14 protein-coding genes and 1 pseudogene are annotated in these 19537 nt (G+C 61.3%); 13 read left to right on the top strand and 2 right to left on the bottom strand.

Annotated elements, in window-relative coordinates; genetic code table 11:
• Position 1 precedes the first annotated feature (1 nt).
• From lptE to QCE58_RS13110, 4 genes are all read left to right on the top strand, one after another.
• Positions 2–511, top strand: coding sequence for an LPS assembly lipoprotein LptE (gene lptE, locus QCE58_RS13125; protein WP_409014118.1), 510 nt, complete (start codon positions 2–4; stop codon positions 509–511).
• A 22-nt stretch (positions 512–533) separates the two neighbouring features.
• A complete protein-coding gene (gene holA, locus QCE58_RS13120) occupies positions 534–1625 on the top strand; it encodes a DNA polymerase III subunit delta (RefSeq protein ID WP_250481636.1) in 1092 nt (363 codons plus the stop codon).
• Between the two features lie 86 nt (positions 1626–1711).
• Entirely contained in the window at positions 1712–2983 is a 1272-nt protein-coding gene (locus QCE58_RS13115) for a glutamate-5-semialdehyde dehydrogenase (RefSeq protein WP_250481635.1), read from the top strand.
• 12 nt (positions 2984–2995) lie between these two features.
• Positions 2996–3412 carry a CopD family protein gene (locus QCE58_RS13110; RefSeq protein ID WP_239295138.1) on the top strand — a complete coding sequence of 139 codons (417 nt, stop codon included), beginning with the start codon at positions 2996–2998 and terminating at the stop codon, positions 3410–3412.
• Here QCE58_RS13110 and QCE58_RS13105 read toward each other — a convergent pair.
• Positions 3399–5264, bottom strand: a complete 1866-nt coding sequence (locus tag QCE58_RS13105) for a hypothetical protein (RefSeq protein WP_250521397.1) — start codon at positions 5262–5264, stop codon at positions 3399–3401. The genes QCE58_RS13110 and QCE58_RS13105 overlap by 14 nt on opposite strands.
• Before the next feature lie 86 nt (positions 5265–5350).
• Complete coding sequence (locus QCE58_RS13100) at positions 5351–6190, bottom strand: MurR/RpiR family transcriptional regulator (protein WP_241814131.1); 840 nt, start codon at positions 6188–6190, stop codon at positions 5351–5353.
• A gap of 299 nt (positions 6191–6489) precedes the next feature.
• Between QCE58_RS13100 and edd the strand changes: the two genes are divergently transcribed.
• From edd to QCE58_RS13055, 9 genes and pseudogenes are all read left to right on the top strand, one after another.
• Entirely contained in the window at positions 6490–8442 is a 1953-nt protein-coding gene (gene edd / locus QCE58_RS13095) for a phosphogluconate dehydratase (protein WP_239295135.1), read from the top strand.
• Between the two features lie 91 nt (positions 8443–8533).
• The gene (gene eda, locus QCE58_RS13090) at positions 8534–9166 is read left to right on the top strand and encodes a bifunctional 4-hydroxy-2-oxoglutarate aldolase/2-dehydro-3-deoxy-phosphogluconate aldolase (protein WP_008342842.1); all 633 of its coding nucleotides are present in this window, start codon (positions 8534–8536) and stop codon (positions 9164–9166) included.
• Between the two features lie 527 nt (positions 9167–9693).
• Entirely contained in the window at positions 9694–10854 is a 1161-nt protein-coding gene (locus QCE58_RS13085; RefSeq protein ID WP_284502458.1) for a DUF2827 domain-containing protein, read from the top strand.
• Entirely contained in the window at positions 10851–12002 is a 1152-nt protein-coding gene (locus QCE58_RS13080; RefSeq protein ID WP_250435173.1) for a DUF2827 domain-containing protein, read from the top strand. Before QCE58_RS13085 ends, QCE58_RS13080 begins: the two co-directional genes overlap by 4 nt.
• Before the next feature lie 45 nt (positions 12003–12047).
• Positions 12048–13175: a DUF2827 domain-containing protein gene (locus QCE58_RS13075; protein WP_250435171.1), complete on the top strand. Its 1128-nt coding sequence runs from the start codon at positions 12048–12050 to the stop codon at positions 13173–13175.
• Between the two features lie 378 nt (positions 13176–13553).
• Positions 13554–14105, top strand: a pseudogene (locus QCE58_RS34090) (ESPR domain-containing protein); the annotation flags it as partial.
• A 1659-nt stretch (positions 14106–15764) separates the two neighbouring features.
• Complete coding sequence (locus QCE58_RS13065) at positions 15765–16871, top strand: YadA-like family protein (protein ID WP_250521395.1); 1107 nt, start codon at positions 15765–15767, stop codon at positions 16869–16871.
• A 667-nt stretch (positions 16872–17538) separates the two neighbouring features.
• Positions 17539–18903 carry a GntP family permease gene (locus QCE58_RS13060; protein ID WP_239295129.1) on the top strand — a complete coding sequence of 455 codons (1365 nt, stop codon included), beginning with the start codon at positions 17539–17541 and terminating at the stop codon, positions 18901–18903.
• 10 nt (positions 18904–18913) lie between these two features.
• Positions 18914–19411, top strand: a complete 498-nt coding sequence (locus tag QCE58_RS13055; RefSeq protein ID WP_008342835.1) for a gluconokinase — start codon at positions 18914–18916, stop codon at positions 19409–19411.
• The last annotated feature ends 126 nt before the right edge of the window (positions 19412–19537 follow it).

The raw sequence follows: 19537 nt of genomic DNA, 5'->3' as shown, positions 1-19537 counted from the left end.
GATGCTGTCCGCGTGCGGCTTCCAGCTTCGCGGCCAGCAGGACTACGCGTTCAAGCGGCTCGCGATCACCGGCGGCACGCCGCAGATGGTCGCGCGCCTCGAGCGCATGGTTCAGGGCGGCAGCGACACCGTGATCGTCAAACCGTTCGAGAAGCCGGACGCGACGCTCAATCTGAACGAAGGCCAGGGCATGCGCACGCTGAGCCTGAACGCGCAGGGCGTGATCCAGGAATACGAGCTCGTCTTCTCGCTGAACTACACACTGCTCGGCGCCGACGGCACGTTACTGATTCCGCCGAGCACCATCGCGCTGAATCGCTCGATGACATACAGCGATCAATACACGCTCGCGAAATCGCAGGAAGCGACGCTGCTCTACAACGACATGCGCAACGACGCGGTCGATCAGCTGACGCGCCGTCTCGCGACCGTGCGTTCGCTGCATCCGGCGCCGGGCGAGCAGACGCCGGGCGTCTCGCCGCGCGCGCCGCTGCCGGTGCCGCCGCTTTGATCGGCCGGGTTCGCTTGGCATCATGCAACTGAAGCTCGACGCGCTCGAAGCGCATCTCGCGAAAGGCCTCAAAGGGCTGTACGTCGTCTACGGCGACGAGCATCTGCTCGCGCAGGAAGCGTGCGACCGCATTCGGGCAACGGCGCGCGCGGCGGGCTTCACCGATCGCACGGTGTTCACGGTCGAGCGTGGATTCGACTGGAGCGCGCTCATCGGCGCAACGCAGTCGATGTCGCTGTTCGGCGACCGTCAACTGATCGAACTGCGCATTCCGACCGGCAAGCCCGGCAAGGAAGGCGCGGAAGCGCTGAAGACGCTCGCCGACGCCGATAACCCGGACGTCGTGACACTCGTCACGCTGCCGCGTCTCGACGGCGCGACGCAGAAATCCGGCTGGTTCACGGCGTTGCTGGGCGCGGGCGTCGCGTTGAAGGTCGATCCGATCGAGCGCGCGCAATTGCCCATGTGGGTTGCCCAGCGCCTCGCGCAGCAAGGCCAGCGTGTCGCGCCGGGCGAGGAAGGGCGGCGCGCGCTGTCGTTCATCGCGGAACGCGTGGAAGGCAATTTGCTCGCCGCGCATCAGGAAATCCAGAAGCTCGGGCTGCTGTATCCCGAGGGCGTGCTCACGTTCGAGCAGATTCACGACGCGGTGCTGAACGTCGCGCGCTACGACGTGTTCAAACTCAACGAAGCGATGCTGACGGGCGATGTCGGCCGTCTAGCGCGCATGCTCGATGGCCTCAAAGGCGAAGGCGAGGCGGCAGTGCTCGTGCTGTGGGCGCTCGTCGAGGAAGTTCGCACGCTGCTGCGCATCAAGCGCGGCGTCGCATCGGGCAAGCCGCTCGCGACACTCATGCGCGAGAACCGCGTCTGGGGCCCGCGCGAACGGCTGATCGGCCCGGCGCTCTCGCGCGTGACGGACGAGGCGCTGGAAAAGGCGCTGTCGCTGGCGGCGCGGCTGGATCGGCAGGTGAAGGGACTGTCGGGCAGCACGGGCAAGCGCGGCAGCGAGCCGCCGCCGGATCCGTGGGCCGGCATGTTCGAACTGGCGATGGCCGTCGCGCACGGCGGCAAGACGGCGCAGCGCGCGCCAGCGCCACGACCGCGTCGCTAGAACGCTTCCGTCACGCGCTGTTGCAATCTGTGCAACAGCTTAGAATGAACTTTTCGACGCGCAGCGCCGACGCAACGAGACCCACGATGAACATCGATCAATACATGACCGACCTCGGCCGCCGCGCCCGCAAGGCGTCGCGCGCGATGGCGCGGGCGTCCACGGCGGCGAAGAACGCGGCGCTCATCAAGGTGGCCGACGCCATCGAGCGCGAGCGCGAAGCGCTCAAGGAAGCGAATGCGCGCGATCTCGCCCGCGCGCGCGAGAAGGGTCACGACGCGGCGTTCATCGACCGCCTGACGCTTTCGGACAAGGCGCTGAACACGATGGTCGAAGGCTTGCGTCAGGTCGCCGCGCTGGCCGATCCGATCGGCGAGATCAGCGGGCTCAAGTTCCGTCCGAGCGGCATTCAGGTCGGGCAGATGCGCGTGCCGCTCGGCGTGATCGGCATCATCTACGAATCGCGGCCCAACGTGACCATCGACGCCGCCGCGCTCTGTCTCAAATCCGGCAACGCGACCATTCTGCGCGGTGGCTCCGAGGCGCTCGAAAGCAACATGGCGCTCGCGAAGCTGATCGGCGTCGGGCTCGAAGCGGCGGGCTTGCCGCAGGACGCGGTGCAGGTCATCGAGACGGCGGATCGCGCGGCGGTCGGCAAGCTCATCACGATGACCGAATTCGTCGACGTGATCGTGCCGCGCGGCGGCAAGAGCCTGATCGCGCGCCTGATGGAAGAAGCGCGCGTGCCGATGATCAAGCATCTCGACGGCATCTGCCACGTCTACGTCGACGATCGCGCCGATCTCGCGAAAGCAGCGGCCATTTGCGACAACGCGAAGACGCATCGTTACGGCACCTGCAACACGATGGAAACGCTGCTCGTCGCGCGCGGCATCGCGAACGAGGCGCTGCCGCAACTCGCGCGCGCGTTCCAGGCGAAGGACGTCGAGTTGCGCGTCGATGGGCAAGCGCGCGCCGTGCTCGAAGCGGCGCACGTCGGCTCGCTCGTCGATGCGACCGAAGAAGACTGGAGCACGGAATATCTGGCGCCGGTGCTGGCGATCAAGGTCGTCGGCGATCTCGACGAGGCGATCGAGCACATCAACTCGTACGGCTCGCACCACACGGACGCCATCGTCACCGAAGACCACGACCGCGCGATGCGCTTCCTGCGCGAAGTCGATTCGGCGAGCGTGATGGTCAACGCATCGACGCGTTTCGCGGACGGCTTCGAGTTCGGACTCGGCGCGGAAATCGGCATCTCGAACGACAAGCTGCATGCGCGCGGACCGGTCGGTCTCGAAGGGCTCACGTCGCTCAAATATGTCGTGCTGGGGCGCGGCGAAGTCCGTCAATAAAAATCAGAACCGATGCTCTGGATCAAATCGCTGCATATCGTGCTCGTCGCTTCATGGTTCGCGGGGCTGTTCTATTTGCCGCGCATCTTCGTGAACCTTGCGATGGAGAAAGACCCCGTGGCCACCGCGCGCCTGCTGCTCATGGCGCGCAAGCTCTTTCGCTTCATGACGTTCATCGCCGTGCCCGCGCTCGCGTGCGGGCTGTGGCTGTGGCTCGTCGTGGGCATCGGCGCGGGGCAGGGCTGGCTGCACGCTAAGCTGACGATCGTCGTCTTGCTGATCGCCTATCACGCATATTGCGGGCGCTTGCTGCACACGTTTCAGCGCGGCGAAAACAAGCGTTCGGACAAGTGGTATCGGATGTATAACGAGCTGCCGGTGCTCGGGCTGCTCGGCGCGACGCTGCTCGTCGTGATCAAGCCGTTCTGACGCGTTCCTGCTTCACCAGATCGAGGACCATTTCCCCGAACACTTCGGGACGGCCTTCGAAGAAACGCTGGACCACATTCTTCTCGAGCATGTAGCGGCGCAGCGATCCGCGTTCTTCGTGATTGTTCGCGAGCCTGACCGCCGCTTCGACATATTCCTCGACCGTGTCCGCGACCAGCCAGCCGGGCATGTACGCGCGCATGAACATGGCGCCGTCGATGCGCTCGAACACTTCCCGCCCTGTCTTGCACACGCCCGGCAAACCGACGGTGAACGCGTCCACGATGCCGTTCGTGTTGCCGAACGGGAAGGGGCTCAGGAACATGTCCATGTCGTTGAGATAGCGGATGTATTTCATGTAGGGCTGCTGCGGAACGATTAGCGCGTTCCGTTTCGCAAACGTCTCCGCGGCGGATTTCGCCAGGTGCAACAGCGCGACGGCGTTTCCACCGCTAGTCAGAAAATGGAAGCGGACCGGGGCGCGGCTGCGCTCGGAAATTTTTCGGCATGCCGCCAGAAAACCGGGCGAGAGCTTCATCAGGCTGGCAGCAATGCCTATGTTGATTTCCGCCGACGGCTTCTTTGCCGGAAAGTCGATCGCCTTCATCGCGCCCGAAGGTCGATAAGGCTGGGCATCTTTCGGAAGTCTCAATAGCTTTTCGCTGAAACATGCCGGATCGCCGACGTAATCGTCTTCCACGCTGACGTAATCGATACAGTCCGAGCGAGTGGTCGCGGGATGGCCCAATGCCGCGATCTGAATCGGCGCGAGCCGCATGTTCGACACGTTGAGCGTCAACAACGACATGCCCACGCTCGGCATGTAGAGGACGTCGGGGCATTCGCGTTCGGCGAATTCGCGAATCGCGGCGAGTGTGCGACGGAAGCCTTCTTTGACTGGCAATTCGATCACGCGCGTGAAGACCTGCCGTCCGAGTTCGCCTATTGCGTCGGCATCGCACATCGCGACGATATCGAAACGAGCGCGCGCGGCCTGCAAATTGAGCGAATGAGTACGCATGATCGAATGGCCATCGCCGAATGCTTCGAGCACGACGAGCATGAGCGGTCGGGCTCGTTCGGCCCGTCGCGACGCGGTGAGCTTCGTGTCGAGATCGGTCAGGCCCGTCGCCGCGAGCGTCTTGCGCACGAGCTTGTTGATGCTGCGTTTGATTGCATGCCTGTCCTCGATTTCGGCATAGGTGCAGTGCATGTAAAGGCCCAGCAGCGGGTCCATCTCGATTTCCCAGAGATCGCTCTGCTGGTCAAGTGTCCTGTCGAGCCAGCTGAGGAGCGCCTCACGTTTGCGGTGCGCTTCGGTTGTGCCGGGAAGCATTTCGCCGGCTGTCGCAATGGCGAGATTGAGCGTCGGAATGGGGTCCGCACGCATGCAGGCGGAATAATCCAGCGTCAGGCGCGATTCGGAATTGCACAGCAGATTGAGCCGTTTCACCGCGTCAGGATAGGGCAGTTGCTCGGTTCCATCCTCGTGGACCACCGGAAGAAAACCCCGTGCGAGATGGTCTGCATTGGTAAGCGGCGCCGCGCCGAGAAAGCGCTGGACAAGCGAGCGGCAGCCTGAGAATTTCAGAAACCGCGATTCCGTGAGCGTGATTTCCGTATTCCCGAGGAGTGCAACGATGGCCGCCGCCACGCGGCTGACGAAGCGTTCGAGTTGGCGCTCCCTGCTGGGTGTCGGCCATATCGCGGAAGGCGCCACAAGAGTCAGCAAATCAGGAAATGGAACATCGCGCAGGTAATGATCGAATTCGCAAAGCAGCGCGATGGCTTCGTCCGGCTTTCCGCCATAAACACAGGATTCGAAGCGCTCGACAGTGAAGGAACAGTCCATGTTGCATGGTCCTGCAAGACATCCGGTTTGTGGGAAGAATAGGCGATGCATCGCCCTTCGTTCGACGTCGAAGCGAACTTCGCCGCTTACGCACCCACCCGCCGCCCTTCGAGCACGTCCTTCGCTTCCGCAAGCTTTTCCGCCAGCGCGGGTCCCCGCGCCAGGGCGAGGCCGACCGCCAGAATGTCGCCGATCGCGAGATGCGAAACGCGCGATGTCATCGGCGAAAAAATGTCGGTGTCTTCATCGACGTTCGCGAACAATCCGACTGTCGCGAGACGCGCGAGCGGCGAGTTGCCGTGTGTGATCGCGATAACCTTCGCCCCGCCGTTCAGCGCCGATCGGCACGCATCGAGAATGTCTCGCGTGCGTCCTGTATTCGATATCGCGACGACGACATCGCCCGCACCGAGAAGCGCCGCCGAGGTCGTGTAGGTGTGCGGGTCCGAGTATGCGACAGACGGCACGCCCAACCGAAAAAATTTGTGCTGCATGTCGAGCGCGGCGATGCCCGACCCGCCCGCGCCGTAGAACTCGATGCGCCGTGCATCCGCGAGCATCGCGATTGCCGCCGCGACGCTGTCCGACGACAGGCTGTTGCGCACCGCGATCAATGCGCCGATGGTCCGGTCGAGCACCTTCGCCGCGACGCCTGCGGCCGGTTCGTCGGTGCGTACGTCGCGATACACCGTGGGAACATCCGCTGCTACGCCTTGCGCCAAGCGAATCTTGAACTCGCGAAATCCCGAAAAGCCGAGCGCCTGACAGAAACGCGCAATCGTCGGCTGGCTGACGCCCGCGCGCGCGGCGAATTCGGTCATCGACAGGTCGAGCACCTCGCGCGGCGCTTCCAGCACGTACTCAGCCAGCTTGCGCTCGGACGGACGCAGTTGCGCGCGCATCGCTTCGACTTGGGACAGCAACATCGGAATTCTCGCCTATTCTGAAAATTGCTACGGACTATAACGGATGATCGGTTTTGTACAAATACTACATACGTTGGATTCGGAATCTTAGGGAAATCCCGTAAACGTCCGTGTGGTAAGCGTCTTGTTCATGTGACTGCTTGTCGCTCTGGCCAGGTTTTCGATTGTCATCGTGTAGTTTTTCTCCTAAACTCGCGAGACACGGCGCCCATCACAAGACAACGATTCAAACGCCGTCCCTCGCAATGTTCAACCCAATCTCAACGGCAGGCAGCCGGGAGTGAGACGAAGGAGCTTCGATGGTTTCCCCGCATCCGCAACTCAAGAACGTCACCGATCGCATCATCGAACGCAGCAAGCCGACGCGCGCAGCCTATCTCGCGCGCATCGACGCGGCGCACGGCCTATTCCCGGCGCGCGGTGCGCTGTCCTGCGCCAATCTCGCGCACGGCTTCGCCGGCCTCGAGGGCCAGGAAAAGTTCGCGATCAAGGCGGTGCGCGAGCCGAACATCGGTATCGTGTCGTCCTACAACGAGATGCTCTCCGCGCACGCGCCGTACAAGAGCTTTCCGGACATCATCAAGCAGGCGGCGCGCGCGCATGGCGGCATCGCGCAATTCGCGGGCGGCGTGCCGGCTATGTGCGACGGCATCACGCAAGGCAACGCGGGCATGGAGCTGTCGCTGTTCTCGCGCGAAGTCATCGCGATGAGCACGGCCGTCGCGCTGACGCACAACATGTTCGACGCGGCGCTGTGCCTCGGCGTGTGCGACAAGATCGTGCCCGGACTCGCGATCGGCGCGCTGCAGTTCGGCCATCTGCCGACCATTTTCGTCCCAGCCGGCCCGATGACGAGCGGTCTCACTAACGACGAAAAAGCCAAGGTGCGCCAGGAATTCGCGACCGGCAAATGCGATCGCGGCGCGCTGCTCGAAGCCGAAGCGGCGGCGTATCACGGTCACGGCACCTGCACGTTCTACGGCACCGCCAACAGCAATCAGATGCTGATGGAAGTGATGGGCCTGCATCTGCCGAGCGCGGCGTTCGTGCATCCGCATACGGAACTGCGCGACGCGCTCACCGCCGAGGCCGCGCGCCGCGTGCTCGATATCACGCTCGAACGCGGCAACTACACGCCGATCGGTCATGTCGTCGATGAAAAGGCGATCGTGAACGGCATTGTTGCGCTGCTCGCGACGGGCGGTTCGACCAATCACACGCTGCATCTCGTGGCGATCGCGCGGGCGGCGGGCATCGTGATCGACTGGAACGATTTCGACGAGCTGTCGCAGGTCGTACCGCTGCTCGCGAAGATCTACCCGAATGGCAAGGCCGATGTGAATCACTTCCACGCAGCAGGCGGCGTCGCGTTCCTCGTGCGCAATCTGCTCGAAGGCGGGCTGCTGCATGAGGACGTGCAGACGGTCGTCGGCAAAGGGCTGTCGCATTACACCAAGGAGCCGAAGCTCATCGACGGCAAACTGCAATGGGTCGACGGCGCGGCAGAGAGCCACGACACGAAGGTGCTGCGCGCGATCGGCGAGCCGTTCCAGCCGGACGGCGGACTGCGGCTGATGCAGGGCAAGCTCGGGCGCGGCGTCATCAAGATTTCGGCGGTGGCGCCGGAGCATCGTGTGGTGAAGGCGCCGGCCATCGTCTTCAATTCGCAGGAAGAAGTGCAGGAAGCGTTCGACAAGGGCGAACTGAAGCGCGATTTCGTCGCCGTCGTGCGTTTCCAGGGCGCGCGCGCGAATGGCATGCCGGAGTTGCATCGATTGACGCCGCTTCTGGGCGTATTGCAGGATCAGGGCTTCCATGTCGCGTTAGTGACCGATGGACGCATGTCGGGCGCATCGGGCAAGGTGCCGGCGGTCATTCACGTATCGCCGGAAGCGCTGCTGCAAGGTCCGCTCGGCAAGGTCCGCACCGGCGACATGCTCGTGATCGACGCACCCGCGGGCGTGCTCGACATCGAAATCGATGCGAACGAGTGGGCTTCACGCGAAGTCGAGGCGCCGCTGCATCAGGCGGAGAACGAAGCGGGCTTCGGCCGCGAGTTGTTCGGCGTGTTCCGCAGCGCGGCGTTGCCGGCGGAGCAGGGCGCGTCGGTCTTCGGCGCGTTGATCGGCGCGGCAGCAAGCCACGACGGACACGCGCACGCGACGGCCGCCGCGCCCGAACGAAACGCGCTTCGCGACAATGCGCGGGCGGCTGCGTCGGCGCTGAACAAGGCGCACGCCACGAATCACTGAACGGAACAACGAAGGGCGTAACGCCCGGAACCTGAGAGAAACCCGCGGACAGACCCCAAGGGCGCCGCTCAAAAACCAGGAGTCGCATCAAATGAAAACGGTAAGCGAAATCGTGCGTCTGGGACCGGTGATCCCGGTTCTGGCTTTTGAAACGATCGAGCAAGGCGAGCACGTGTCGCGTGCGCTGCATGCGGGCGGCGTGAAGGTGCTGGAAATCACGCTGCGCACGCCGGCGGGCATCGGCGCGATCGAGCGCGCGAGCCAACTGGCGGACGATATCGTCGTCGGCGTGGGCACCATCACGAAGCCGGAGCATTGCGCGCAGGCGAAGAAGGCGGGCGCGCAATTCGGCGTGTCGCCCGGTCTCACGAAGGACATGCACAAGGCCGCGCAGGACGCCGGATTGCCGCTCCTGCCGGGCGTGATGACGCCAAGCGATATCATCACGGCGATGGAACTCGGCTATGAAATCGTCAAGTTCTTTCCGGCGCAACAGGCGGGCGGCATTCCGATGCTTCAGGCGTTCTACGGACCGTTCCCGAACCTGAAATTCTGTCCGACGGGCGGCATCACGGCGGAAACCGCATCGAGCTTCCTGGCGCAGCCGAATGTGGTGTGCGTCGGTGGGTCGTGGCTCACGCCGAAGGCCGCGCTCGCCGCGCAGAACTGGGAAGAAGTCACACGCCTCGCGCGGGCGGCGAGCGAATTGGCGCCGCATAAGTAAATTGCTGCACTAATCGAAAACGCGTCACGGCCGTGCGAGCGGCCGGGCGCGTTTTGTTTTTTTGCCTTTCGGTCAGGGCAATTCGTGCCCGACGATGCTCCTCTTCCGACACGCTTTCGCGTGCGCCGTCAGTCGAGCGCGCGAACATCAAGCTTTTTCGTCAAGCGATTCGATCAATATTTGAATCGGATAAATCCAAATTTCGAAACGCATTGTGTTTAAGACGTTTTGCGCATTTTAAGACTCGGATAAGACTAGTCTCATTAATCCCTGATTCACTGGGAATTCTAGAGATTCTTCTATATATTTAGCTTTCAGAAGTTCCCCGATATATCCAATCGCGGAAGCGAAGAAGATCAGGACGGTTCGGCGCATTCTGCACCATTCCTCCTTGCTTCCGCGCGATGCTGCTCGCACCAGCGCCGATCCCGCCGCACCAGCGTTCAACCGTGCCGGCCGAAAGATCGACTTGCCGCGGAACCTCTTCTTCAGAAAGCGAAATTTAATATCTTTAGGATGCCAATCCGATGACCATCCGAGTCGGAATATCAGTCGTCACGCATCAAGGCCAAAACATCTGGCAAAACGGCCTGGGCCAGAACGTGATCTTTCTGTCGGAAGCGCTTCAAAAGCTTCCGTTCATCGAGAGTGTTTCGCTCATCGACGTGGGCGACCAGAACGCATTGCCTCCGCAAGTGGACGCCGCGTCGAAAGGCCTGCGCATCATGCGGATTCATGAGGCGACCGACGCCGTCGACGTCATCTTCGAAATGGGCGGCGCGCTCGACACCGAATGGCTCGATCTCATGCGCGCGCGTGGCAAGAAAGTCGCGTATTACTGCTGCGGCCAGCCGTACGTGGGGCTCGTCGAAGCGCCAGTGTTCGACAAGCCCGTGCACGTCATGCGCGCGGACCGTTACGACCAGGTCTGGCTGATGTCGAAGGATCGCGCGTCCGTCCCGATGATGCGTACGCTGCATCGCTGTCCCGTTCATATCATTCCGTTCATCTGGCATCCGCAGTTCATCGAGAGCCGCATCGTCGAAGTCGAGGAGCACGGTCTGCGCTACGGCTACGAGCGCCGCGCGGACAAGTCGGCTCAACCGGCCATCCAGCCGCAAGGTTTGCGGGTCGCAATGTTCGAGCCGAATATTTCGGTGGTGAAAACATCGAGCATTCCGATGCTCGTCTGCGAAGAGGCGTATCGCGCGGATCGTTCGAGCGTGTCCGCCATGCATGTGCTCAATTCCATGCACATGAAAGATCACCCGACGCTCATGTACATGGCCAACTCGCTCGACATCGTGAAAGACTCGAAGGCGACGTTCCATGGCCGTAACGATATCGCCGGCTTCATGGCGCAATTCGCCGATGCAGTCGTGTCGCATCAGTGGGGCAACGATCAGAATTACCTGTATCTGGATGTGCTCTACGGCGGCTATCCGCTCGTCCACAATTCGCCGTGGCTGAAGGATGCCGGCTACTACTATCCGGGCTTCGACGCGCAAGAGGGCGGACGTCAGCTGCTGCGCGCGTTCCGCGAGCATGACGATAATCTCAATGCATATCGCGCAAACGCGCAGCGCGTCATCGACGCGGTCAGTCCTTTCAATCAAGCCAACCTGGATGCGTTCGCCGAACGGTTGATCAACCTTTGTGAGGGCAGCAAGCTCGAGGTAGGCGTATGAACATGCAAAGCAAATCCCGCATGCCGGAGCGGATCAACGTCGGCGTTTCCATTTTCATCCGCAAAGGCGAGCAGTCGCTGTGGGAAAACGGCATCTTCCAGAACTGCCTTTATCTCGTGATGTTGCTCATGCGCTCGCCGCGCGTGAAATCGACTTATCTGGTGACGGGCGGCGGCGACGGCGGCCCCGAAGACGCAAAGCGTTTCCTGTCCGATTCGCCTGTGCCGCTCATCGACATGGAAACGGCCATGTCCAAGCTCGACGTCATGATCGAAATGAGCGCGCAACTCAGCAAGGAATGGGCGATCAAGTTCCGCGAGAAGGGCGGCAAGGTCATCACGATGCGCGTCGGTAACGACTATGTCATCGATATCGAGCGCATGGTCTTCAATCTCCAGCACGCGCTGCTGATTTCGGGCGCGCCTTACGACGAAGTCTGGACGCTGCCGGAATACGAAGTCAGTTGCAAACCGTACTTCGAAACGCTCTTCCGCGCGCCGGTCAAGCTCATGCCGCACCTGTGGAGTCCGGTCGTGCTCGAACGCGAAGCGGCGAAGCTGTCGAACGGTCAGAAGTTCGGTTATCAGCCGGGGCGCCGGCGTTGGCGCGTCGGAATTTTCGAGCCGAACGTCTGCATGGTGAAAACGAGCTATATCCCGATGCTCGCCTGCGACGTGGCGCATCGCGAGAATCCGGACATGCTCGAACGCGTATGGGCCTACAACACGTTCAAGCTGAAGGATCACGCGGCGTTCGTCGGTTTCGCGCACAGTCTCGATTATGTGAGACACGGGCTCGGCAACTTCGAAGGACGCTTCCCGTTCGCGCAGATCGTGCCGGCTTCCGTCGACGCGGTCGTGAGCCATCAGTGGGAAAACCCGCAGAACTACGTGTATTACGAAGCGCTCTACGGCGGCTATCCGCTGATTCACAACTCGCATCTGATCGGCGAGTGCGGCTATCGCTATCACGATTTCGATTGCGAAGAAGGCGGCCGCGCGTTGCTTCGCGCCTTCGCCGAGCACGATGCCAATCTCGAAAGCTATCGCGCGACCGCGAAGAAATTCCTTCACACGCTCGATCCGGAAAACGAAGACAACGTGCGGATCTACACGCAGGCGATCGAGGCCGTCTACGCGAAGGCGTGAGTTCGGGATTCAGGCATCTGCCGCGAGGCAACGGAGTTAAATGGAATGAAGAAGTTGCGAATTGGCATCACGATCGGCCTGTTTCACGAGGCCGAAACGTTGTGGAACAACGGTATCAAGCAGAACGCGGTGTTTCTCGCGGAAGCGCTCAAGAACTGTCCGAACGTCGAGAGCGTCGTGCTCGTCAACACGACGCATGTGGCGATCACGAACCAATTGCCCTGGGATCTCGAGCGCTGGCCCACCGTCACATTCGATGACGCGAAGGACAAGGTCGATGTGCTGATCGAACTCGGCGGCCAGATCGACGCGAACGCGACGGCTTATCTGAAAGAGCGGGGCGCGCGGCTCATCTCTTATTGTTGCGGTTTCGAATACGTCCACGCGATGGAGTCGATTCTGTTCAACAGACCCACTTTCGGCGACAACCTGTTCGTCAACCAGCGCTATGACGACATCTGGATGATTCCGCAAGTCGCGAACATCAGCGCGCCGTACTTCGAGGTGATGCGTCGTCAAACCGCGCGGGTCGTGCCGTTCATCTGGAGCCCGATGTTCCTGAACGCGCGTACCGTTTCGTTGCCGCATTCGGGCGAGTATCAGCCGCACGCGGGGCCGCGTCGCCTGAGCGTGATGGAGCCGAATATCAACGTCGTGAAATTCTGTCTCTATCCGGCGATGATCGCGGAATTGGCGTATCGCGAACGGCCGGACGACATTCAACTGCTTCAGGTGACCAACGCGCAGAATCTCGCCACGCAGTGCCGCGAATTCATTGTGTTGATGAACCAGCTCGACATCGTGCGGAACCACAAGGCGGTGTTTCTCGGACGCTTCGACACGCCGACATATCTTGCCGAGCATACGGATATCGTCGTGTCGCATCAGTGGGAAAATCCGCTGAATTACTTCTATCTGGAGGTTTGCTGGCAGGGTTATCCGCTTGTCCACAACGCTACGTTGTGTACCGATCTGGGTTACTACTACCGCGACAATAACGTTGCCGAAGGAGCACGCCGCGTGGTCGAGGCAATCGATCAGCATGATGCGAACGTGGGCCGTTACCGGGACGAGCAGCGCGCGGCAATCGCGCGTTTTCTGCCAGACAACGCGGAACTGGTAAGCGGATACGCCGGTTTGCTCGATGAACTTGTGAAAAAGCCGCTGCGTTAAATCTCTACAAAACGCGGTTCGGCTCGACGCCGAGGCTGATCACTTAGATCAGCCTCGGCGTTTTACTTTGACGTGTTGATTCCTGTTCGTCTGCTTTTCTCAATGAGCGGTGCGACTTTGCGCCTCAGCTTTGCGTCGAAAATAAGAATAAATAAGACATATCCGAGCATTAGTTAATCGGACTGGCAATATGGTCCGTTTGAATCGGATTAATCCGAAAGACGGCAAAACATCTTCCTCCGCTTTTTCCACCTCACTTGCGCGAATTTAGGACATGTCCGCTTCATCGAAGTGGCGAGTCTGAATATTCTCTGCAGTGGTCAAAGTTGTTTCCTTTGTTTTTGTGAAGACGCTCGTTTTTGTGGGTCAATTCGGTTTATGAATAAGTCATACCGCAGTATTTGGAATGAGAAGGTAGGGACGTTCGTTGCAGTCGCCGAGACTGCAATGGCGCGAGGCAAGAAGAGTTCTGGCGGCGCGGTATGCGACCTAGAAGACGGTCAGAGCGCCATATTAGCGGCTTACCGGCAGGAAGATAACGATCCGCGCGACGTGTTCCGTGTGGCGGCAGGCGTCGGCGCGTCGGTGGCGATGCTATTTGGCGGTTCGACGGCTTGGGCTCAGAACTCCTCGATGTCGCTGTGCGACGGCGGCACCGGATACGTTTACAAGTCCAACTCAGCGACACCGACAGCTGATTCCGGTACCTACTGCGCCGGCGGCTTTAGCGGAGTCGTACTAAGCGCCGGCACCGGCTCCAGCGCCAATTCAATCTCCATCAGTAACACTACCGGCATCACGTTCACCGGAAATAACATCGCCTTCTCGAACGGGAACGTGAGTTTCTCAGGCAAGAACCTTGTCAACCTGAAAGACGGGAACATCGCGGTCGGAAGCATGGACGCCATCAATGGCGGGCAATTGTTCACGGTGTCCAGTTCGGCGTCGACCAGCATCAGTTCCCTGTCGACGTCGACCTCCACGACGATTTCGACCATGGGGTCGACGGTCAATAGCTGGTCGACTTCGGTGACGTCGATCTCGCAAAGCATGTCGACGTCATATGCCTCGTTGTCGACCGGGTTCAACTCCATCTCGGGCAGCGTGTCCACCGGCTTCAACTCCATTTCGACGCAATGGAGCACGCTGTCGACCAGCACGTCGACCACGGTGAGCTCGCTGTCGAGTTCGACCTCGACCGGATTCAATTCACTGTCGACGGCCATCTCGAACTCGAACGGCAAGTTCGATTCGCTGTCCTCCAGCGTGAGCTCGCTGTCCACGGGCGTGAGTTCGCTGTCCACCGGCATGAGCTCGCTGTCGGCGTCGACCTCCACGGCGATCAGCTCGCTGTCCACCGGCGTGAGCTCGCTCTCCGCTGGCGTGAGCTCGCTGTCGACGGGTCTGAGCTCGCTGTCGGCCTCGACCTCGACGGGCATCAGCTCGCTGTCGAGCGGTGTGAGTTCGCTCTCCGCAGGCGTGAGCTCGCTGTCGACCAACGTGAGTTCGCTGTCCACGGGCATGAGCTCGCTGTCGGCGTCGGCTTCCACGGGCATCAGTTCGCTGTCGAGCGGCGTGAGTTCGCTCTCCGCAGGCGTGAGTTCGCTGTCCGCAGGTGTGAGCTCGCTGTCGGCAGGCATCTCCACCTCGACGGGCATTAGCTCGCTGTCGACCGGTGTCGACTCGCTGTCCACGAACGTCAGCTCGCTGTCCACGGGTCTGGACTCGCTGTCGAATTCGACTTCGACGGGGATCAGCTCGCTGTCGAGCGGCGTGAGTTCGCTCTCTGCAGGCGTGAGTTCGCTGTCGGCGGGCGTGAGCTCGCTGTCTACGGGTATCAGCTCGCTGTCGGCCTCGACTTCCGCGGGCATCAGCTCGCTGTCGAGCGGCGTGAGCTCGTTGTCCGCGGGTATTAACTCGCTGTCCACGAACGTAAGCTCGCTGTCCACGGGTATTACCTCGCTGTCGAGCTCGACTTCGACGGGCATCAGCTCGCTGTCGAGCGGCGTGAGTTCTCTGTCGGCCGGCGTGAGTTCGCTGTCGACGAACGTCAGTTCGCTGTCCACGGGTCTGAACTCGCTGTCGAGCTCGACCTCCACGATGGTGAATTCGCTGTCCACGGGCGTTGAATCGCTGTCGGCTTCGACCTCGACAATGGTGGACTCGCTGTCCACGAGTGTGAGCTCGCTGTCGGCGTCCACTTCTACGGGCATCAGCTCGCTGTCTACGGGTATTAACTCGCTGTCAAGCTCGACCTCGACGATGGTGAACTCGCTGTCCACGAGCGTTGACTCGCTGTCGGCGTCGACTTCGACGGGCATCAGCTCGCTGTCCACGGGCGTGAACTCGCTGTCGGTGTCGGCTTCGACGGGCATCAGCTCGCTGTCCACGGGTGTGAACTCGCTGTCGGCGTCGGCCTCCACGGGCATCAGCTCGCTGTCGGCTTCGAGCTCCACGGGCATCAGTTCGCTCTCCACGGGTGTGAACTCGCTGTCGACCAGCATGAGCACGCTGTCGACTTCGACCTCGACGGGCATCAGCTCGCTGTCCACGGGCATCAACTCGTTGTCGGTCTCGACCTCCACGGCGATGAACTCGCTGTCCACGGGCCTGGCCAATGCGGTGATGTACGACAACACGGACCACTCGAAGGTCACGCTGGGCGGCTCCGGCCACACGCCGGTGACGCTCACGAACGTGGCTGACGGTTCGAGCCAGTACGACGCGGTGAACTTCGGCCAGTTGAGTTCGCTGTCCTTCGGCAATTCGACCGACAAGCTGCGCATCACGCATATCGCTGACGGTGTCAACGACGACGATGTCGCGACCGTGGGTCAGTTGAAGGAAACGAGCCTGTATAAGGACGGTACGAACGGGAAGCCGAAGGCGGCCGTCACGTTCGACACGACGTCGACCGGAGAGACGGACTACAGCAACATCACGCTGGCCGGCAAGGACGGAACGACCATTCACAATGTGAGTACCGCCATCGCCCCGACTGACCTTGTCAACAAGGCGCAGTTGGATGCGCTGTCCAGCCAGATTGCGAACATAACGACTTCCGATAACCCGTTGTTCGCAGCGGACGGCAATCGTGCAACCGAAGCGGCTGTAGCAAGCGGCACCCATGCGACGGCAAGCGGCGCGAAGGCTCAGGCAACGGGTGCGAACTCGGTCGCCAACGGCTCGAGCGCGGTTGCCAGCGGCGTCGGCGCGGTGGCTATCGGTGCGAACACGCGGGCAACGGCGGATGACTCCGTCGCGCTGGGCGCGAGCTCGGTGGCTGATCGTGCGAACACGGTGTCGGTTGGCGCAGCGGGTAGCGAGCGCCAGATCACCAACGTGGCTGCCGGTACGGAAGGCGCGGATCTGGTCAACGTCAACCAGTTGAACGATGCGGTCACGCAATCGAACAGCTACACCGACAGCGTCGTGAATGGCATGCAAGGCGCCGTCGCCGAGGTGGGTCGTAACGCCTACTCGGGCATCGCTGCGGCAACGGCGTTGGCGATGATCCCGAACATCGACCAGGACAAGATCATGTCGGTCGGTGTGGGCGGTGCGACGTATCAGGGTTACGCGGCAGCGGCTGTTGCGGTCAACCTCCGTGTCACCCAGAACCTGGTGCTGAAGGCCGGTGCTGGTTCGAGCCGCAACGGAACGGTGTACGGCGCTAACGCTTCGTACCGCTGGTAAGAGTGAGCGCCTGACCTGACGGTCAGGGAGTCTGGGCAATCGTGTTGTCACGCGATTGCCCAGATCGATCACTCGCCATTTGTCGACCATTACCTGTCAAACGCGAAATGTCTAAATTATTTTTCACGATCCTCGCTGCAGTCGGAGTGCTCTCCGCTTGCACGACGGACACGGGCTTGAGCTACTCCGCTCAAAATTTGAATGTTGCCGGTCAAAGCGGGGCGCAACGCGTCACCTGTTCGGGGCTGTTCGAATCGCAGAACAGTTGCGTGTCGAAGGCTGCCCGGATTTGCGAGGATCGCCAAGTAATCGTGGTTCAAGCCCTCGACAACCCGCAGCTCAGGCCAGGCGGAAGCCGCGCGCGGCAATTGGACTTCCAGTGCGCAGCGGCAACGAAGCCGGCGGCCTGATGCATTGCAAATCGTTCGGGCGAGAAGGCTTGAACTTCCATTCGAAACCGACGCTTACATGAGCGTCGGTTTTTTTTCGGCCGCGTTTCGCACGCGCGCGCTTCTCGCTGCCATTTCTCGGCCGACTTCCTCGCTTACAAGTAAAATTCCGTTGCCCAGCGCCGTGTTTGCGCTTGCCGGATGTTGCCGTGTGTGCAGTGCAACGACGGCAAACGCATACATAGCGCAAAAAACCTCAACAAAATCAAGGAGGCGTTATGCCAGCCGTCCACGGGAGCATGCTACTGCTCTACGCGGTGATCGCGATCGCGGTTCTGATCCTGATGATCGCCCGCTATAAGGTTTACCCGTTCCTCGTTCTCATGATCGTGTCCGTATTGCTTGCCCTCGCGGTCGGCATGCCGATGGACAAAATCGTGAAGTCGTTCGAAACCGGCAACGGAAATACGCTCGGTCACATTGCTGTCGTCGTCGGCCTTGGCACGATGCTCGGCAAGATGATGGCCGAATCGGGCGGAGCCGAGCGCATCGCCAATACGCTGATCAATCTCTTCGGTGAGAAGAACATTCACTGGGCCATGATGGTCGTCGCGATCATTGTCGGCTTGCCGGTGTTCTTCGAAGTGGGCTTCGTGCTGCTGATCCCCATTGCGTTCAACGTCGCGAAGCGCACCGGCAAGTCGCTGCTGCTGATCGGCCTGCCGATGGTCGCGGGTCTCTCGGTCGTGCACGGTCTGATTCCGCCGCACCCGGCCGCGTTGCTCGCGGTGCAGGCGTATCACGCGGATATCGGCAAGACGATCGCCTACGGTCTGCTCGTCGGCGTGCCGACTGCGATCGTCGCCGGCCCGCTGTTCGCGCTGCTGATCCACAAATACATCAAGCTGCCCGACGCCAACGCGCTCGCCGACCAGTTCACCCAGAAGCACGGCGATACGGAGAAGACGCGCGATTTGCCGAGCTTCGGCATCACGTTGTTCACCATTCTGCTGCCGGTCATTCTGATGTTGATCGGTAGCTGGGCCGATCTGGTCTTCACGCCGAAAACGCTTCCGAACGATTTGCTGCGCTTCATCGGCCAGTCGGATATGGCACTGTTGATCGCCGTGCTGGTCAGCTTCTGGACCTTCGGCGCGAAGCAGGGCTTCAACCGTGAGCAGATTCAGAAGTTCTGCGGCGAGTGCTTGGCGCCGATCGCGGGCATTACGCTGATCGTCGGCGCGGGCGGCGGCTTCGGCCAGGTTCTGCGCGATAGCGGGATCTCGCAGCAGATCGTCGCGAGCGCCTCATCAGCGAGTCTGTCGCCGCTGTTGCTTGGCTGGTTCGTCGCCGCGCTGATCCGTCTGGCGACGGGCTCGGCCACGGTCGCGATGACCACCGCCTGCGGCATCGTTGCGCCGATCGCCGCCGCGGCGGGCGGTCACACGAGCCCGGAACTGCTGGTGCTCGCCACCGGCTCCGGCTCGCTGATCTTCTCGCATGTGAACGACGGCGGCTTCTGGTTGATCAAAGAGTATTTCGGGATGACGGTCGGTCAGACGTTCAAGACGTGGTCGTTGCTCGAAACGATCATCTCTCTGATGGGCCTGGGCTTGACCTTCGTGCTCGCGATGTTCGTGTAAGGAGACTTCGATGATTTTGATCGCAATGGGCGTGTCGGGTGCCGGCAAGTCCCTCATCGGCGAGATGCTGGCGGAGCGGCTGCACTGCACTTTCACCGACGGCGACGCGTTCCACAGCGCCGCGAACAAGGAGAAGATGCACAAGGGCATCCCGCTGACCGACGAGGATCGCTGGCCGTGGCTCAAGACCATTCGTGCCGCGATCGAGGAAAAGCAGCGTGCGGGCGAGACGGCGGTATTTACGTGCTCGTCGCTGAAACGCTCGTATCGCGACATCCTGCGCGACGGCGATCGCGACGTGTGCTTCATCTATCTGCACGGTACGATGGATGTGCTTCGCGAGCGTCTCGGTTCGCGCACCGGACACTTCTTCGATCCCTCGCTGTTGCAGAGCCAACTCGACACGCTGGAAGAACCTGGCGAGGACGAGGCGATTACGGAAAGCATCGAGCTCACGCCCGAGCAGATCGTCGACAACGTGCTCGAGAAGTTGAAGACGCGCAAATGACGCGCCAATGAAAAAAGCCCCGGAATTCCGGTAATGCCGTTCAGTTAAGGTCTTTTCTTAGATAGCGAACGGTGTACCGTTTAGGGCGGGATTTGACGACCCGGTCGCATGTGCGTCCGGGTCGTT

The sequence above is a fragment of the Caballeronia sp. LZ028 genome, assembly GCF_031451415.1.
Lineage (GTDB): Bacteria > Pseudomonadota > Gammaproteobacteria > Burkholderiales > Burkholderiaceae > Caballeronia > Caballeronia zhejiangensis.
Note: the sequence above shows the minus strand (reverse complement) of the source record. Positions and strands in the feature narration are given on the sequence as shown.

What these genes read in the sequence shown, in the direction of transcription:
- holA (WP_250481636.1), top strand. Translation starts at nt 534, where the DNA reads ATGCAACTGAAGCTCGACGCGCTCGAAGCGCATCTCGCGAAAGGCCTC.
- eda (WP_008342842.1), top strand. Translation starts at nt 8,534, where the DNA reads ATGAAAACGGTAAGCGAAATCGTGCGTCTGGGACCGGTGATCCCGGTT.
- QCE58_RS13110 (WP_239295138.1), top strand. Translation starts at nt 2,996, where the DNA reads ATGCTCTGGATCAAATCGCTGCATATCGTGCTCGTCGCTTCATGGTTC.
- QCE58_RS13085 (WP_284502458.1), top strand. Translation starts at nt 9,694, where the DNA reads ATGACCATCCGAGTCGGAATATCAGTCGTCACGCATCAAGGCCAAAAC.
- QCE58_RS13055 (WP_008342835.1), top strand. Translation starts at nt 18,914, where the DNA reads ATGATTTTGATCGCAATGGGCGTGTCGGGTGCCGGCAAGTCCCTCATC.
- lptE (WP_409014118.1), top strand. Translation starts at nt 2, where the DNA reads ATGCTGTCCGCGTGCGGCTTCCAGCTTCGCGGCCAGCAGGACTACGCG.
- QCE58_RS13080 (WP_250435173.1), top strand. Translation starts at nt 10,851, where the DNA reads ATGAACATGCAAAGCAAATCCCGCATGCCGGAGCGGATCAACGTCGGC.
- QCE58_RS13105 (WP_250521397.1), bottom strand. Translation starts at nt 5,264, where the DNA reads ATGGACTGTTCCTTCACTGTCGAGCGCTTCGAATCCTGTGTTTATGGC.
- QCE58_RS13065 (WP_250521395.1), top strand. Translation starts at nt 15,765, where the DNA reads ATGAACTCGCTGTCCACGGGCCTGGCCAATGCGGTGATGTACGACAAC.
- QCE58_RS13100 (WP_241814131.1), bottom strand. Translation starts at nt 6,190, where the DNA reads ATGTTGCTGTCCCAAGTCGAAGCGATGCGCGCGCAACTGCGTCCGTCC.
- edd (WP_239295135.1), top strand. Translation starts at nt 6,490, where the DNA reads ATGGTTTCCCCGCATCCGCAACTCAAGAACGTCACCGATCGCATCATC.
- QCE58_RS13115 (WP_250481635.1), top strand. Translation starts at nt 1,712, where the DNA reads ATGAACATCGATCAATACATGACCGACCTCGGCCGCCGCGCCCGCAAG.
- QCE58_RS13060 (WP_239295129.1), top strand. Translation starts at nt 17,539, where the DNA reads ATGCCAGCCGTCCACGGGAGCATGCTACTGCTCTACGCGGTGATCGCG.
- QCE58_RS13075 (WP_250435171.1), top strand. Translation starts at nt 12,048, where the DNA reads ATGAAGAAGTTGCGAATTGGCATCACGATCGGCCTGTTTCACGAGGCC.